The sequence below is a fragment of the Pasteurella pantherarum genome (genome assembly GCF_049670885.1).
In the GTDB taxonomy this organism is placed as follows: domain Bacteria; phylum Pseudomonadota; class Gammaproteobacteria; order Enterobacterales; family Pasteurellaceae; genus Pasteurella.
Genome location: NZ_CP187173.1, coordinates 1,126,722 through 1,142,138, shown reverse-complemented (window position 1 = coordinate 1,142,138; position 15,417 = coordinate 1,126,722). Strand labels below are relative to the sequence as shown.

The following is a 15,417-nucleotide window of genomic DNA, read 5'->3' as shown; positions in this document are numbered from 1 at the left end:
AAGGATAAAACGGAAGGCATGATTAAAAAAGATAACTTAATATTCCCATGCCGAAGACATCGCCAAGTGCATGGGCGATAAAAAATGGAAATAATCTGTTATGTTTAGAAAAGCGATAAAACAAGAAAAAAAGGGTACCCACAATAAGGCTTATTCCGAACGCCACTTCAATCCCTTGATAAGTATGAAAACTAAAGCGGATAACGAGCGAGTATATGAAGCTCAATGGAAGAGAGCGAGGTTTCACGCTTAAACAAATACCAAGAAAAAAGATTTCTTCATAAAATCCATTTAACAGGGCATAAGGAATAAGGGGGAGATTAAACCCTTCGAAATATTCTGCCATTTCTACCGCACTTTCCTCTAAAGAATAGGGGGAGGGGTTAAAGAGATCCCATAATAAAAAGTAACTATCTAGACACAGTGCCGTCACGATAAAAATAAAAAGACCGCTTCCTATGCCGTTGAGTGAGGGGGTGCAATGCCATATCTTGAAATCAAACTTTCGCCATTTGAGGTAAAGAAATGCCAAAAAGAGCAGTAGGCTTTGTAGCATGAACGCATAAGTGTTGTCTTCTGCTGAAAATGTGTTGGCGTTGATCATGCCTGTCTCAGTTGTCTGTAATAAGGTGAGGTAATACAGGCTTGAGGTATAAATTCCATAGGAAAACATGATGATAGTTAAAATGAGTATATCAATCCCTGTTAAGGTGGTGATTTTATGTCGCATAGTTTGACCTTGATGATGTGAAATAAGTAAAAAAATGCTTCACCATACATGGGAAGCATTATGTTGAAGAAAGAGGAAGAAGGCTAGCGGTTTATTTTCGGGAGGGTTATTGGTTTTTTTCCTCTGTTTTTAATAAACCTGATGAACCTTCGGAATAATCTCTAGGTTGTTCATCTTGACTACTTTGTTTATTTTCCTGATCTTGAGGAGTATTTGTCAGCAAGTGAGCAGGGAAAAGGGATTTTTGAGTCAATTCTGGTAATAAGGTATTGGAAGAATTGGCTAAGTGTTGATAGAGTTTTTGATAATCTTGTGCAATATTTTTCAATAAGTCCGCACTTTCGGCAAAATGTTTTTTCAATTGTGCATTTTGGGTTTCCAACTGGTGTTTGACTTTTTGTAATTCCGTTTCGGTTTTCACTTGTTTTTTCACTGACCCTTTTGTGAATCGAAGGAAAAGATAACCTACAATTAAGCCGATGATTAAACCAATGCCTGCACTTTGCCACATTTCTGGTGTCCAATTTTGCATATAATCACTCCTTATGACGAATAAAAAGATGGCAAAAGTCTATCATGAAATACTGAAGATGTCTTTGCCCTAGATCACAAATGAAAAAGGATATCAGTGTTGGCTGATATCCTTGTGTTTAGCGATTATTTCCAATTTTCACGTTTAGCTTTTTGCAGTTTTTCATAAGCTTGAAGCAATTTTTGGTGAGCGTGGAACTGTTGTAGATGTTCATCATCGGCAATCAGATCATAGAATGGGTTGCCACCTTGTAAGGCTTTCCATGCAAAATCGACCGCACTTTGTCCATACATTTTTTCAAATACCATACGGTATTGTTCAGGCTGACGACCTTTATCAAGGAACAATTCGATACTACTAATTAAACAACGATAATAGTTTGCACGCTCAGCAGTAAAGACAGAACTGTTCATATTCAGTGTCCAGTTTGCCCAATCTAATGCCGCCTCTAACTCGCCAACGGCTAAATGCAGCATGGATTTTAATTCGCCGATACGTAAGGTTGTCCAGCCTGATTTTGGTGGGGCAACAATACCAATAAATTCACGTACCCTTGTGGCATCATCAATACCTTGTTCATCTAATTCCGCTAATAATTCTTGATATGTGGATTTATCGTGATGGAAGTGCGGGAGATCAAGCAAAATTTCTCGCCAATCCATTCCCATATTGTTATTGGCATAAATTAAATCGTCAGCAGGATAAATATCCGACATGCCTGGTACGATAATGCGGCAAGCGTACACACCTAAATGGCTGTAATCCATAATATAGACTTCTTTTTGTTCTGCTTGGAAGATTGCCATCAGATTATGGTATTCTTGCTCTGTGTTGCCTGAAAAATCCCAGTCGACAAAAGGATAATCTGCCTCTGCTTTGAATAAATCCCATGAAATTAATCCGCTGGAATCAATAAAGTGTGTTTCGAGGTTGGCATGTTCTGCTACATCATCATTATTGAAGGACGGTGGGGTAAAGACATCCAGATCTTTTAAACTGCGACCTTGTAATAATTCGGTGACGGTTCTTTCTAATGCGACTTGGAAATTCGGGTGGGCACCAAACGAGGCAAAGCATGTGCCATTATTAGGATTTAATAAAATCACACAAATTACAGGGTATTTGCCACCTAATGAGGCATCATAAGCCAAAATTGGGAAGCCTTCTTGTTCAAGTTTTTCGATGGATGCTTGAATTGTCGGGAAACGAGCCATAACCTCAGCAGGGATTAATGGCAGGCTGATGGCTTCGGCAATAATTTTATTTTTGATATGGCGTTCAAACACTTCAGATAACCCTTGTACACGGGCTTCAAATTGGCTGTTTCCCGCAGACATGCCGTTAGAGACATAAAGATTGGCAATAATACTTTGGGGAATGTACACTGTTGATTGATCCGACTGGCGAACGTAAGGCATTGCTACAATGCCACGATCATAATGGCTTGATTGTAAATCCACTAATAATTCAGGTGTTAATTCTTGGTTGGGATCGTAATAATCTAAAAGTTCTTGATTTAAGATGCCAGCAGGCAATAGGGCATCATCTTCAATGGGGAACCATTTTTCGTTAGGATAGTGAACGAAATCACCATTGGCGATATCTTGCCCTAAATAAAAATCTGCAAAGAAATAGTTGGTGGAAAGACGTTCGAAATATTCACCTAATGCCGAGGCAAGAGCGGCTTTTTTACTCGCACCTTTACCATTGGTAAAGCATTGAGGGCAATCTTTATCACGAATGTGAACAGACCAAACATTCGGCACGGGATTAAGCCATGAGGCTTCTTCAATATTAAAGCCAAGTGCGGTCAATTTTTGTTGAAATTTATGAATACTGTCTTCAAGTGCAGCATCTTTGCCAGGAATAAAAGTTTGTTCAGACATCGTTTATCTCTCTTTCCTTTAATTGTTGCGATAAAAGTTGGAAATAATAGGGGAGTTTGTGCCTTGTCGCAAGCCAAATTGTATTTATTTACATCGTCATTTTGTTTTAAATGCACTGACGGGGGCAAAAACGGCTTGTTTTTTGAACCGCACTTTTTCAGGATTAAGGGTTAAGGGATAAATGCGTTTGCGTGCTACGATAGCGATCAATTGAGGAAAACAGCCCATTCTGTCGTAAGGAAGCAATCCACGGTGTTCAAGCACATCAAAATTGAGTAAAGATAGCCAGTCAATAATGCGTAATGGGAAATAATGCCGAATGGCTAAAGGTGGCTGGTTTTTTTTGTGAAGAAAGCGTTTAAATAACAGGTTACTGAAGGGATTGAAAATAGATAAAAACAAGTAACCTTCTTCACACAGCACACGATCAGTTTCACGTAAAATTTGATGGGGATCTTGGCTAAAGTTTAGGGTATTTGCCAGAATACAAGCATCTACGGCGTGTTCAATAAAAGGCAATTCGGTTAAATTGGCTTGGACCACCGTGGTATTGGGTTGTTGGGCAAGCTGAATTAAATCAGGGCTAAGTTGTGGTGAAAGGACAATATCATGGTGGGAAATGTGAATATCACGGCTGATTTCTGCACTGAGTCCGCCTAAATTTAACACCTGATTGCCCAAAATTTTTGGATACCAAGCCGAAAAATAGGCGGTAAGTGCGTTACAATAGCGTTCACCATTTTGTATCTGTTGCCAACTGTGTGGCAATGTTATCGCTTTGGGATATTTTGCATTCCACAGCATATTTATACCTCAAGGAGAATTTATGTTAGTGCCTATTCCTGCTTTAAATGATAACTATATTTGGCTTTATGGACGAGAAAATTTACCTATTATTGTGATCGATCTTCCCGAAACCACGGGATTATTGGCTTATCTCAAACAGCATCAACTCAAGGTGGAAGCCCTGTTATTGACTCATTATCATGATGATCATACTGCAGGTGTGGCTCATTTTAAGCAAGTCTTTCCTGATGTAAAAATCTTTGGACCAGAAGAAACCCGTGCAAGAGGGGCAACAGATATTATTCAAGCAGGAAAGTTTCATACGGAAAATTATGAAATTGAGGTACTCGATACAGCAGGGCATACGGAACAGCATGTCAGTTATGTGATCGAGGGGCATTTGTTTTGTGGTGATAGCCTATTTTCAGCAGGCTGTGGTCGTGTTTTCACGGGCGATTATGCCAAAATGTATGAAGGGATCCAACGTTTGAAACAATTACCTCAAGAAACCCTTGTTTGTCCTGCTCATGAATATACTTTGAGTAATTTAGCCTTTGCTCAATCTGTTTTAGGGGAAAATCCTTTTTTAAAAGCATATTATCAACATGTGGTGGAACTCCGTGCGGCGAATCGCCCAAGTCTTCCCACAACATTAGCCTTAGAGCAGCAAATTAATCCTTTTTTACAAGCCACCAGTCTGGAACAGTTCATTCAATTACGACAGGCAAAGGATCGTTTTTAAGCACAAATCTTCGTCATGCTTATGTGGGGATTGGTGTATAATGGTGGTCAATAGGTTTGCTCAATAGATAACAATTTATTAAAATGTTATTTTTTGATATTTTTCTTCTTTTCATTTTATTTGTGGGTGATCTTTCCCTGTCATGTAAAAGTGCGGTGGATTTTTTTAATACATTTATGACGATTTTAGTGCTTGGTATCAATCACAAAACAGCTTCTGTGGAAGTGCGTGAAAAAGTGGCGTTTTCTGATGAGAAACGCCTTTTTGCGTTGCAACAAATCCACGCTTTTGCCATCGCTCAGAGCGTGGTGATTTTGTCAACCTGCAACCGCACGGAAGTGTATTTACATCATAAGCAAATTTTACCGCAACAAAATGAAGGGTGGATTGAACGCTGTATCCAGTGGTTTGCGGATGTACACCAAGTTGAGGCGAATGCGTTACAATCTTGTTTATACGTGAAGCAAAATCAACAAGCCGTCGTACATTTAATGCAGGTAGCATGTGGGCTTGATTCTTTAATTTTGGGGGAGCCACAAATTTTAGGTCAAGTGAAACAGGCTTATCAATTTAGCGAACATTATTATCAAACCCATCAATTGCCTTTTTCCAGTGAGCTTTCACGTTTATTCCAAAAAACCTTTTCCACAGCCAAACGGGTAAGAAGTGAGACCAATATTGGCGGGAATGCCGTTTCTGTCGCTTATGCCGCTTGTAGTTTGGCTCGTCAGATTTTTGAGTCACTCAAACCGTTACAGATTTTATTAGTGGGGGCGGGGGAGACCATTGAATTAGTTGCTCGCCATTTATTGCGTCATGGTGTACAAAACTTGATGATTTCTAACCGCACTTTTGAACGAGCCCATCACTTAGTGGAAAAATTGGAGAAAACCTGTCAGATACAGATTTTATCTTTAAATGCGTTACAGGAAGGGTTAAACCAAGCCGATATCGTCATTAGTGCCACAGGCAGTCCCACCCTTTTATTGACCGAACCTATGATCAGAGAAGCACAACGTGTGAGATGTGGTTTACCGTTGCTGTTGATTGATATTGCGGTTCCTCGAGATATTGAAGGCAGTGTGGCACATTTAGACAGTGTGTATCATTACACTGTTGATGATTTACAACATATTATTCAGCGAAATTTAACAGAAAGAGAAAAAGCTTCACAACAAGCACAATTGATTATTCAGCAGGAACGTGATGACTTTTTTGAATGGTTGAAAGTCCATCAATTTTCCAATTTGATTCGAACTTATCGTTCAAATGCTGATCAGATTAGAGAAGATTTATTAGAAAAAGCGTTAATAGGCTTGCATCAAGGCGAAAATGCAGAAAAACTCTTACAAGAATTAAGTTATAAATTAACCAACAAATTATTGCATTCCCCGACTCAGGTGATGAACAAAATGGTCAAAGCTGGAAATTCAGGGGGATTAGCCTTGTTTTCTTCGGTGATCAATGTAGAGAAAGAATGCGACAATTAAAAACAGTTTCTAATCATGTTAATCCATTTTAGAATAAAGCCATTCGTTTTTATTGGAGAAACCCATGCGAGAAAATCATCAAATAGCAAATGTTGATTTAGTTAAACAAATGAATAGTGCGGTCGTCTATAAACTGATCGATCAACAAGGTCCTATTTCTCGTATTCAGATTTCAGAATTAAGTCAATTAGCACCTGCGAGTGTCACGAAAATTACCCGTCATTTATTGGCACGAGGACTCATTAAAGAAGTGGAACAACAAGAATCCACAGGAGGGCGGCGTGCGACTTCAATTGTGGCTGAATATAAGGCTTTTCGTACCATTTTAGTGCATTTAGGGCGTAAACATACCACCTTTGCCATCATGGATTTATCCACTAAATTAGTGAAAAAAGCGGTATTTGAGTTGCCTCAAACACAAACGGTGGATGCCATCGAATCTTTTTTATTAAGCCAGTTAGCACAGTTTATTGAGGAAAACCATAAACGAGGCTGTGAATTTATTGCCATTGGGATTACGGTGCCAGGCTTTGTTGATGTAAAAACCAACATGATTGAGTATATGCCGCATTTAACGGTGGAAACACCTTGGGATTTGGCAGACAAAATTGCACAGCAATTTCATTTACCGACTTATATCGGGCATGATGTGCGGAGTTTAGCATTAGCTGAACATTATTTTGGTGTAACAAAAGATTGTTATGATTCCTTGTTATTGCGTATTCATCGTGGTGTAGGGGCTGGCATTGTGATTAATCATGAGGTTTTCCTCGGTTATAAAAATAATGTAGGAGAAATTGGGCATATTCAGGTCGATCCGCTTGGAAAACGGTGCTTATGTGGCAATGTGGGTTGTTTGGAAACCGTGGTGAGTAATACGGCAATTGAAAAGAAAATGCATGATCTCTTAGAAGATGGCTATAAAAGTAAATGGCTTTCTTTAGATGAATACGATATCGAAGCCATTTGTAAAGCGAGTAATAAACATGATGAAGCGGCGATTGAGTTAATAGAGCATGTTGGGGTGCAAATTGGTCGGGTGTTGGCGATGAGTGTGAATATGTTTAATCCCGAGAAAATTGTGATTTCTGGCGAGATTACACAGGCAAAAACGATTTTATTTGCGGCTATTCAACGTTCTCTAGAAAGCCACGCCTTACCCGCTTTTGTCAAAAATACCCCGTTAGTGGCGTCTGAATTAAAACATGAAGATGTGATCGGTGCATTTGCATTAATTAAACGTGCATTATTAGATGGCAGTTTATTACGTCGCTTATTATCTGAATAAATTTCGTTTGCTTTTAAATCGGGTTGCTCAAACTCTATCCGAACGATCTAAAAAATTCATTTTTATAAAAAAAAAGAGTTGACGAGTGGGGCGGATATCAGCATAATTAGCCCCGCAAAGCCGATGAGGTGAATGCAAATAGAAAAATGGCTATGTAGCTCAGTTGGTTAGAGCACAACACTCATAATGTTGGGGTCACAGGTTCGAATCCCGTCATAGCCACCATATTTGCGGGACTGGCGAAATTGGTAGACGCACCAGATTTAGGTTCTGGCGCCGCGAGGTGTGTGGGTTCAAGTCCCTCGTCCCGCACCATTCATTAGCTTGCAAGTCAATAGAGTAGTTGGGGTATCGCCAAGCGGTAAGGCACCGGGTTTTGATCTCGGCATTCCTAGGTTCGAATCCTAGTACCCCAGCCATACTATCAAATAATCTTCTTAATCTTCCATCAAGATATTTCAGTTGGGGTATCGCCAAGCGGTAAGGCACCGGGTTTTGATCTCGGCATTCCTAGGTTCGAATCCTAGTACCCCAGCCATCACATTCAATCATTAATCTCTTTAATTTAATCTCCTAAATCTTCTTAATTGATTTACATTTATTCATCAATCTCATTCATTTTTTATTCAATATCACTTATTACTGCTTTTCTGTTAAATCATCTCTGATTTTTCCAAATTTATTTTATATCATTTTATGATTTCTTAGCTGGTGTGTTTAACTTAAACTTATTTTAGTAAGTGGTTTTTTATGCTAAAAGCGAGGGATTTTAAAGAATAAAGAACGGTTTTGCTGTATTTTGACCAGTTGACTATTATCAATAAATATTAGATATTGTTAAAACATTGTGAAAGCACAATGAGTATAAAAATAACATATTGGAATCAATTATGACAGAATCAACACAACAAATAGAAAAATCGAATTGGCATTCTAAATTTGCCGCTTTAGGACCAGGTATTTTAATGGCATCTGCCGCAGTAGGTGGCTCACATATCATTGCTTCAACACAAGCAGGGGCGATTTATGGATGGCAGTTAGCGATTATTATTATTTTAGCGAACTTATTTAAATATCCTTTCTTCCGTTTCGGTGCACAATATACACTTGATTCAGGCGAAACGTTATTGCAAGGGTATTTGAAAAAAGGAAAAGCCTATCTTTGGATCTTCTTTATTCTTAATGCATTTGCCACTGTGATTAATACGGCGGCGGTAGGCTTACTTTGTGCCGCCATTTTAACTTTCGTCTTACCTATTCATGTGCCAGTCGCAACACTTAGTTCGATTGTGATTATCGTCAGTACGGTAATTTTATTATTAGGTAAATACCGTTTATTAGACGGTTTATCTAAGCTGATTATGATTGCCTTAACCTTGACTACCGTGACAGCCGTGGTGATTGCCTTAATGCGTAATGGTTTATCTGGTGTTGCTCCGCCAGATTACGTCAGTGCCAGTCCTTGGAATTTGGCTTCTCTCGGTTTTATTGTGGCGTTAATGGGGTGGATGCCTGCACCGATTGAAATTTCAGCCGTTAGCTCAATGTGGGTAATTGCAAAACGCCGTGTTTCAACCGTGTCATACCGAGATGGTATTTGGGATTTTAATGTCGGTTTTATTGGTACCGCCATTTTAGCCTTAGTATTTTTGGCATTAGGGGCTTTGGTTCAACATGGTTCACCAGAAAGCGTACAAATGGTGGGGGGGAAATATATTGCCCAGTTAATTAATATGTATTCCTCAACGATTGGTGAGTGGGCAAGAGGATTAATCGCTTTCATTGCATTTATGTGTATGTTTGGCACCACGATCACCGTAATTGATGGTTACTCTCGTTCTAATGTGGAAAGCTTACGTTTAATCTTTGGTAAAAAAGAAAGTCGCCCAAGCACCTTAAATATTGCGATGTTATTTGCTGCCGCTTCAGGTTTGGCGATCATCTTCTATTTTAATAATGCAGTAGGGCCGATGTTGAAATTTGCCATGATTGCCTCTTTTGTTTCAACGCCAGTTTTCGCCTATTTGAATTTATCTTTAGTTTTGAAAGGTGAACACAAAGTGAAAGGGGGATTATTCTGGTTATCCGTGATTGGCTTGATTTATTTAACCTCGTTTACCTTATTGTTTATTGCCCACCAAGCAGGTTGGTTTAAATAAGAAACTTTTCCAAAAAATACCGCACTTTTTGAAGGTGCGGTATTTTTTTATGGTGTTGTTTTAATTCGCAATGCCTTTATGTCTTAATAATGCGTTTAATTGCGGCTCTCGACCACGGAAACGTTTGAACAAGATCATCGGCTCTTCACTGCCACCACGGCTTAAAATTTCATCTAAGAAAGATTTGCCTGTTTCTGGGTTGAAAATGCCTTCCTCTTCAAAACGTGAGAATGCATCTGCAGAAAGCACTTCTGCCCATAAATAGCTGTAATACCCTGCAGAATAGCCCCCTGCGAAAATATGGCTAAAGCTATGTGGTGCTCTTGCCCATTCCACTCCTTTAATAACAGCAACCTCATCTTTGACGGCTTTTAAGGTTTCTAGCACTTGGTTTGGTTTGCCAGCTTCAAAATGATGATGTAAACGGAAGTCAAATAAACCAAATTCTAATTGGCGTAACACAAACATGGCTGCTTGATAGTTTTTCGCTTTCAACAATTGTGCCAATTTTTCTTTTGGTAAAGGCTCACTTGTTTCGTAATGACCTGAAATAAAATCAAGGGCTTGTGCTTCCCAACACCAGTTTTCTAAAAACTGGCTAGGTAATTCCACGGCATCCCAAGGGACTCCATTAATCCCAGCTACATCAGCCACGTCAATTTGCGTGAGCATATGGTGCAGACCATGCCCAAATTCATGGAACAGGGTAGTGACTTCATCGTGAGTGAACAGGGCAGGCTTGTCGCCAATTGGGGCATTGAAGTTACAGGTTAAGTATGCCACTGGCTTTTGAATGTCTCCATTGCTGAGACGACGACGTCCGATACAGTCATCCATCCATGCACCACCACGCTTATGTTCACGTGCATATAAATCAAGGTAGAAGCTACCACGAATCTGATCCTGCTCATCAATTAAATCAAAGAAACGGACATCTTTATGCCAAGTTTCCACATCAAAACGCTCAACAGCACGAATGTTAAAAATACGTTTAATTAATTCAAATAACCCAGTTAACACACGATTTTCTGGGAAGTAAGGACGCAGTTCTTCATCATTAATTGCATACAGGTGCTGTTTTTGTTTTTCACTGTAAAAGGCGATATCCCAAGCTTCTAGATCATCAATATTGAATTCTTGTTTGCAGAAGGCTTTTAATTCGGCTAATTCTTTTTCACCTTGTGCTTTAGAACGCTGTGCAAGGTTATCTAAGAAATCTAACACTTGTTGGGGATTTTCTGCCATTTTAGTGGCAAGAGACAATTCTGTGTAGGTATTGAAATCTAACAGTTTTGCCAACTCAACACGGAGATTCAGGATTTCTTCCATGATCGCCGTATTATCCCATTTACCAGCATTAGGACCTTGATCTGATGCTCGGGTGGCAAATGCTCGGTACATTTCTTCACGCAAGGCACGGTTTTCACAATAGGTCATCACAGGAAGGTAGCTTGGAATTTCAAGGGTAAAGCGATAACCGCTTAAACCTTTACTTTGTGCAGATTGTTGAGCCGCTTGAAGAGCAGACTCTGGTAGGCCTTTTAATTGTGCCACATCTTCAATAATTTTATCCCAACCCATGGTCGCATCAAGCACATTATTGCTAAATTGCGAGCTTAACTCGGATAAACGAGCGGAAATTTCACCATAGCGTTTTTGTTTCTCTTGACTTAATGAAATCCCCGATAATTTGAAATCTCTAAGTGCATTTTCGATGGTTTTCTTTTGGGCAACATCATACTGTTCAAAAGCGGGGCTATTTTTCAGTTTTTTATAGGCTTGATACAAACCTTCATGTTGACCCACCCAAGTGCTGTATTCGGATAAAATCGGCAAACAGGCTTGATAAGCATCACGTAATTCAGGGCTATTTTTTACCGCATTAAGGTGAGAAACTGGCGACCATGTTTTACTAAAAAGATCGCTCATTTCGGTGAGAGGTTGAATGAAATTTTCCCAAGTAATGTCGTCTTGTTGTACTAATTTTTCAATCTTTTCACGGCTGTCTTGAATACGTTTTTCAACCGCAGGTTTGACATGTTCAGGCTTGATAGCAGAAAAGGGCGGCAAGCCTTCAAAGGTTAATAATGGATTTGTCATAATCTGTCCTTAATTTTTATACAAAACGTTTTTTCTATATGGGGGAAAATTTTTCAAATTCAAGCTTGAAAAATCTGTAAAACTATAGATAATTGAGAATCGTTTTTATTCCTGAGGATTTTTATGAAGGCGATTTATATTGTATTGGGCTTTATCTTTCTTGGTTTAGGGATTTTAGGGATTATGTTACCTCTTCTTCCTGCCACGCCCTTTTTGTTGTTGACAGTATTCTTTTTTGCGAAAGGATCCGATCGTTTGCATAATTGGTTTTTAGAAACGCAATTATATCAAAAGCATTTGAAAACGTTCAAAGAAGAGCGGGCGTTAAGTCAGAAATCAAAATTCTGGATTTTATTATTTGCGACAGTGATGTTATCCATTGGCTTTTACTTTACGCCAAGCGTGGTTGGCCGCACAATTATTGTGTTGGTGCTATTAACGAAGTATTGGTTCTTCTTTTTCTGGATCAAAACCGCAAAACAATAAGCGATTTTCAGGGCGGTGAGACGAAAAGGTTAACAGCCCTGAATAATCTTTGTATAATGCCCCTTATTTTTGGGGAAATTTCGCATGGTTAGCTTCTTGGGTTCTTCTTTTCGCACAACGATAAAAAGTGCGGTCCTTTTTTCGAGTATTTTCTTTTTACTTAATTGTGATCAAAACACAGACAGATCGCTTTCCACTCATCAATCCCCTTCCTCATCAAAAAATGATGCCAAGCCCGTAGTACCCAGTCGAGAATTATTAGTTCGTGGTGTATACCATGATTTGTTATTGGATCCGCATGCGGTACAAAATGCTGATCAAAGTGCTTTTTTACGAGATGTCTTAGAAGGATTAACGGCTTATGATCCGCAAGGGAAATTAATCCCTGCCGTGGCAGAAAGTTGGAAAACAGAAGATAACAAAACATGGTTTTTTGTTTTGCGAGAAGGTGCCAAATGGTCGACGGGAGAGGCGGTGACTGCCCAAGATTTTGTCCGTAGTTGGCAGCAATTAGCCCAATCACAAAGTCAACTGAAAACCTATTTAGCTTTTTTAAATGTCGCCAATGCGAAAAAGGTTTTAAAAGGGGAATTGCCAGCAGATAAATTGGGGGTGGAAGCCATTGAAGATCGCATTTTACGCATTCAATTAGATAAAGCCACGCCTTATTTGCCTCATATGCTTGCACATATTGCCTTGTTGCCACGCTATGCACAACCATCAAACCAGTTTGTTGGCAATGGGGCTTATCGTTTACTGAACCAGCACGCCAATTTCATTCATCTTGAAAAAAATCCGTATTATTGGGCGGCACAGAAAGTGGCGTTTAAGCGAGTGGATTATCAAAAGCTTTCTGAAAATCAGTCCATTGAAACATTGGATTTGGTGCAACAACCTAAAGTCATCCCTGATAACACCCCCTACTTTCCGCAAAATTGCACCTATTTTTATGAGTTTAATTTGCGAGATCCTTTGCTGAGCAAAAGTGCGGTGAGAAAAGCCATTGTGTCAATGGTTTCTGCTCGCGATATTGTACAACAGGTTGCTCCGAAGATGAGACCAACCACCCATGTTTTGCCTGATGCGATGCAGATGGAACAAGACAGTGTTTGGGAACCTGTGGTGGTGGAGCAAGTGTTTGAGCAATATGGGGTGAGTGAAAAACAGCCGTTACACTTAAAAATTACCCATGATCAGCAAGATATTCACCCAGAGGTGGCACAGCGTATTGTGAGAATGTTATCTCAATCCGATATGCTAAGAGTCACTGCTGAGCCTGTACCATGGCAGACATTATTAGAAAAGCGAATTAAGGGCGATTTTCAAATGATTCGTTCTGGTTGGTGTGCTGACTATCACGAACCTTCTGCTTTTTTGAATGTGTTTTACTCTCATAGCCCAGATAACAAGATGTTTTATGCCAATCCCAAAGTGGACGAATTGTTGGAAAAAACGCTATCAAGCATGAATGAAACAGAACGTTATCGCCTTTATGCAGAATTAGGGCAGCTGCTGCAAACGGAAAATGTGGTATTGCCGATTTTTCAATACCAAACGCCTATTTGGTTACATGGCAGTTTGAACGGCTACCAACGAGAGAATGCAACGGGCATTATTTACAGTAAGGACTTATTTCGCAAGGTAAACGTGAATTAATGACTCAAAAGTGCGGTGCATTTTGAAAATGTTTTGCCCACCGTAACAGGTGGGCAATGTGTTATTTTTTAGGAATTTCTTCGCAACAGTGTGGGCAATCAAGCAAATGTTTTTGCTCATTATGTACAATAAAATGCCCCATTTTTTTCGCCTTGGTGTCGAGATATTCCGTGTTATAACGGTTTTCGCCAACATTGAGTGCAACACGTTCTACAATATTGATTCCCGCTTTTTTCATGGTGTCGATCTTGTTCGGGTTATTGGTTAATAAGCGTACTTTTTTAACCCCTAATAAGTCAAAAATCTCCGCACAGACTTCAAAATTACGTTCATCTGCGGCAAAACCTAATGCGAGGTTTGCTTCAATCGTATCCATGCCTTGATCTTGTAAAGAATATGCACGAATTTTATTAATTAAGCCAATGCCACGTCCTTCTTCACGGTGATAGATCAGGACACCACGACCTTCTTGACTGATCTGGCGTAATGCCGCCGCTAATTGGAAACCGCAATCGCATTTTAGGCTATATAATGCATCTCCCGTTAAACATTCTGAATGAATACGTGCGAGCACGGGTTCATCACTCTTGCTGACATCGCCTAATACGAGGGCAACGTGCTCTTTTTTGGTATCTGGAAATTCAAAGCCAACAATACGAAAGATACCAAATTCTGTTGGTAGGTTAGCTTCTGCCACACGTTGAATTTTTGCCATAATCAATCAATCCTTATGCTTTTGAGTGTTCTCTGATAGAATATTCTCCCTCAACGGTTCTCAATTCTATGGTTAGAAATATGTTAAAAAGATTGTCATTATATACCTTATTACTTTGTGTTGTCCCTTTTTTTACATGGATTTTGGGTTGGCAATGGAAGGCAAATGATGTGATGAGCAGTTATGATCACGCTCTGTATTTTTTAACGGAAAGTGGTAGCGTGCCTTACGGTGTCATTACTTGTGGCGTGTTGGCTTTATGCTTTTATCCCTTATTTAATGAAAAAAAACAGTGGATGCTTGCGGTGTGTATTATGGCTTTTTCGGTGATTTTGACACAAGGCATTAAAAGTGGGCTAAAAAATATCTTTGCTGAGCCTCGTCCTTATATTACTTATATGGTGGAAAAAGCGGAAATGAGTGCAGAAGCCTTTTATCAGCAAGATAGAAAGCAACGTTCCCAATTTGTCCAGCGTTTTTATCAAGTGCAAGCGGATGTACCAAGTTGGCTGAAAGGGCATTATGAAAAAGAAGTAGGCTATTCTTTCCCTTCTGGTCATACCATTTTTGCGGCAACCTGGCTGTTTCTGGCGGTGGGTTTTACGCAATTGACAGGACAAGGTTCAACACGTAAGAAAGTGTTGGTGGCAGGAATTGCAGTTTGGGCAGTGTTAATGTTAGTGAGCCGTTTACGTTTTGGCATGCATTATCCTATTGATTTATTAATGAGCATTTTATTGGCATTTGTCATTCATATCGCCATTTTCAGTTTCTTGCAGAAAAAAGCGATTTTTCGCAAAGCTTGTCCTGCAAAGTGTGCGGAAAAAGAGCAGTAAAAAAGTGCGGT

13 protein-coding genes and 4 tRNA genes are annotated in these 15,417 nt (G+C 39.5%); 11 read left to right on the top strand and 6 right to left on the bottom strand.

All coding sequences use genetic code 11. The annotated features are described in order from the left end of the window. Positions 1-22: 22 nt before the first annotated feature. The 4 genes from ACPEEM_RS05360 to ACPEEM_RS05345 all read right to left on the bottom strand — a co-directional run bounded on the left by ACPEEM_RS05360 (position 23) and on the right by ACPEEM_RS05345 (position 3,952). Positions 23-730, bottom strand: a complete 708-nt coding sequence (locus ACPEEM_RS05360) for a type II CAAX prenyl endopeptidase Rce1 family protein (protein WP_424402824.1) — start codon at positions 728-730, stop codon at positions 23-25. A 106-nt stretch (positions 731-836) separates the two neighbouring features. Continuing rightward, positions 837-1,262, bottom strand: a complete 426-nt coding sequence (locus ACPEEM_RS05355; protein WP_424404366.1) for a YhcB family protein — start codon at positions 1,260-1,262, stop codon at positions 837-839. 125 nt (positions 1,263-1,387) lie between these two features. Continuing rightward, positions 1,388-3,148, bottom strand: a complete 1,761-nt coding sequence (ycaO, locus tag ACPEEM_RS05350) for a 30S ribosomal protein S12 methylthiotransferase accessory factor YcaO (RefSeq protein WP_424402826.1) — start codon at positions 3,146-3,148, stop codon at positions 1,388-1,390. A 96-nt stretch (positions 3,149-3,244) separates the two neighbouring features. Then, positions 3,245-3,952 carry a class I SAM-dependent methyltransferase gene (locus tag ACPEEM_RS05345; RefSeq protein ID WP_424402827.1) on the bottom strand — a complete coding sequence of 236 codons (708 nt, stop codon included), beginning with the start codon at positions 3,950-3,952 and terminating at the stop codon, positions 3,245-3,247. Positions 3,953-3,974: 22 nt separating this feature from the next. Between ACPEEM_RS05345 and gloB the strand changes: the two genes are divergently transcribed. The 8 genes from gloB (at position 3,975) to ACPEEM_RS05305 (ending at position 9,613) form a co-directional block, all read left to right on the top strand. Further along, complete coding sequence (gloB, locus tag ACPEEM_RS05340) at positions 3,975-4,676, top strand: hydroxyacylglutathione hydrolase (RefSeq protein ID WP_424404368.1); 702 nt, start codon at positions 3,975-3,977, stop codon at positions 4,674-4,676. A gap of 176 nt (positions 4,677-4,852) precedes the next feature. Next, positions 4,853-6,166 carry a glutamyl-tRNA reductase gene (gene hemA, locus ACPEEM_RS05335; RefSeq protein ID WP_424404384.1) on the top strand — a complete coding sequence of 438 codons (1,314 nt, stop codon included), beginning with the start codon at positions 4,853-4,855 and terminating at the stop codon, positions 6,164-6,166. A gap of 64 nt (positions 6,167-6,230) precedes the next feature. Continuing rightward, complete coding sequence (locus tag ACPEEM_RS05330; RefSeq protein WP_424402830.1) at positions 6,231-7,454, top strand: ROK family protein; 1,224 nt, start codon at positions 6,231-6,233, stop codon at positions 7,452-7,454. Positions 7,455-7,602: 148 nt separating this feature from the next. Next, positions 7,603-7,679 (top strand) — tRNA-Met (locus ACPEEM_RS05325). Positions 7,680-7,684: 5 nt separating this feature from the next. Continuing rightward, positions 7,685-7,769: transfer RNA gene (locus ACPEEM_RS05320), tRNA-Leu, on the top strand. Between the two features lie 29 nt (positions 7,770-7,798). Further along, positions 7,799-7,873, top strand: a tRNA-Gln gene (locus ACPEEM_RS05315). A gap of 44 nt (positions 7,874-7,917) precedes the next feature. Beyond that, a tRNA-Gln gene (locus ACPEEM_RS05310) sits at positions 7,918-7,992 on the top strand. A gap of 352 nt (positions 7,993-8,344) precedes the next feature. Continuing rightward, positions 8,345-9,613, top strand: a complete 1,269-nt coding sequence (locus ACPEEM_RS05305; RefSeq protein ID WP_424402831.1) for an NRAMP family divalent metal transporter — start codon at positions 8,345-8,347, stop codon at positions 9,611-9,613. Between the two features lie 60 nt (positions 9,614-9,673). Here ACPEEM_RS05305 and prlC read toward each other — a convergent pair whose 3' ends face one another. Then, positions 9,674-11,713, bottom strand: coding sequence for an oligopeptidase A (gene prlC, locus ACPEEM_RS05300; RefSeq protein ID WP_424408024.1), 2,040 nt, complete (start codon positions 11,711-11,713; stop codon positions 9,674-9,676). A 123-nt stretch (positions 11,714-11,836) separates the two neighbouring features. Between prlC and ACPEEM_RS05295 the strand changes: the two genes are divergently transcribed. Both ACPEEM_RS05295 and ACPEEM_RS05290 read left to right on the top strand, forming a co-directional pair. Beyond that, positions 11,837-12,199 (top strand): YbaN family protein, encoded by a 363-nt coding sequence (locus tag ACPEEM_RS05295; RefSeq protein WP_424402833.1) that lies wholly within the window; start codon positions 11,837-11,839, stop codon positions 12,197-12,199. An 84-nt stretch (positions 12,200-12,283) separates the two neighbouring features. Further along, positions 12,284-13,855 (top strand): peptide ABC transporter substrate-binding protein, encoded by a 1,572-nt coding sequence (locus tag ACPEEM_RS05290; protein ID WP_424408022.1) that lies wholly within the window; start codon positions 12,284-12,286, stop codon positions 13,853-13,855. A gap of 61 nt (positions 13,856-13,916) precedes the next feature. Here the strand turns inward: ACPEEM_RS05290 and ribA are convergent, their stop codons facing one another. After that, positions 13,917-14,570 carry a GTP cyclohydrolase II gene (ribA, locus tag ACPEEM_RS05285; protein WP_424402835.1) on the bottom strand — a complete coding sequence of 218 codons (654 nt, stop codon included), beginning with the start codon at positions 14,568-14,570 and terminating at the stop codon, positions 13,917-13,919. A 68-nt stretch (positions 14,571-14,638) separates the two neighbouring features. Here ribA and ACPEEM_RS05280 point away from each other — a divergent pair, with 68 nt between their 5' ends. After that, positions 14,639-15,406 (top strand): phosphatase PAP2 family protein, encoded by a 768-nt coding sequence (locus ACPEEM_RS05280; RefSeq protein ID WP_424402836.1) that lies wholly within the window; start codon positions 14,639-14,641, stop codon positions 15,404-15,406. The last annotated feature ends 11 nt before the right edge of the window (positions 15,407-15,417 follow it).

What these genes read in the sequence shown, in the direction of transcription:
- ACPEEM_RS05360 (WP_424402824.1), bottom strand. Translation starts at nt 730, where the DNA reads ATGCGACATAAAATCACCACCTTAACAGGGATTGATATACTCATTTTA.
- ACPEEM_RS05355 (WP_424404366.1), bottom strand. Translation starts at nt 1,262, where the DNA reads ATGCAAAATTGGACACCAGAAATGTGGCAAAGTGCAGGCATTGGTTTA.
- ycaO (WP_424402826.1), bottom strand. Translation starts at nt 3,148, where the DNA reads ATGTCTGAACAAACTTTTATTCCTGGCAAAGATGCTGCACTTGAAGAC.
- ACPEEM_RS05345 (WP_424402827.1), bottom strand. Translation starts at nt 3,952, where the DNA reads ATGCTGTGGAATGCAAAATATCCCAAAGCGATAACATTGCCACACAGT.
- gloB (WP_424404368.1), top strand. Translation starts at nt 3,975, where the DNA reads ATGTTAGTGCCTATTCCTGCTTTAAATGATAACTATATTTGGCTTTAT.
- hemA (WP_424404384.1), top strand. Translation starts at nt 4,853, where the DNA reads ATGACGATTTTAGTGCTTGGTATCAATCACAAAACAGCTTCTGTGGAA.
- ACPEEM_RS05330 (WP_424402830.1), top strand. Translation starts at nt 6,231, where the DNA reads ATGCGAGAAAATCATCAAATAGCAAATGTTGATTTAGTTAAACAAATG.
- ACPEEM_RS05305 (WP_424402831.1), top strand. Translation starts at nt 8,345, where the DNA reads ATGACAGAATCAACACAACAAATAGAAAAATCGAATTGGCATTCTAAA.
- prlC (WP_424408024.1), bottom strand. Translation starts at nt 11,713, where the DNA reads ATGACAAATCCATTATTAACCTTTGAAGGCTTGCCGCCCTTTTCTGCT.
- ACPEEM_RS05295 (WP_424402833.1), top strand. Translation starts at nt 11,837, where the DNA reads ATGAAGGCGATTTATATTGTATTGGGCTTTATCTTTCTTGGTTTAGGG.
- ACPEEM_RS05290 (WP_424408022.1), top strand. Translation starts at nt 12,284, where the DNA reads ATGGTTAGCTTCTTGGGTTCTTCTTTTCGCACAACGATAAAAAGTGCG.
- ribA (WP_424402835.1), bottom strand. Translation starts at nt 14,570, where the DNA reads ATGGCAAAAATTCAACGTGTGGCAGAAGCTAACCTACCAACAGAATTT.
- ACPEEM_RS05280 (WP_424402836.1), top strand. Translation starts at nt 14,639, where the DNA reads ATGGTTAGAAATATGTTAAAAAGATTGTCATTATATACCTTATTACTT.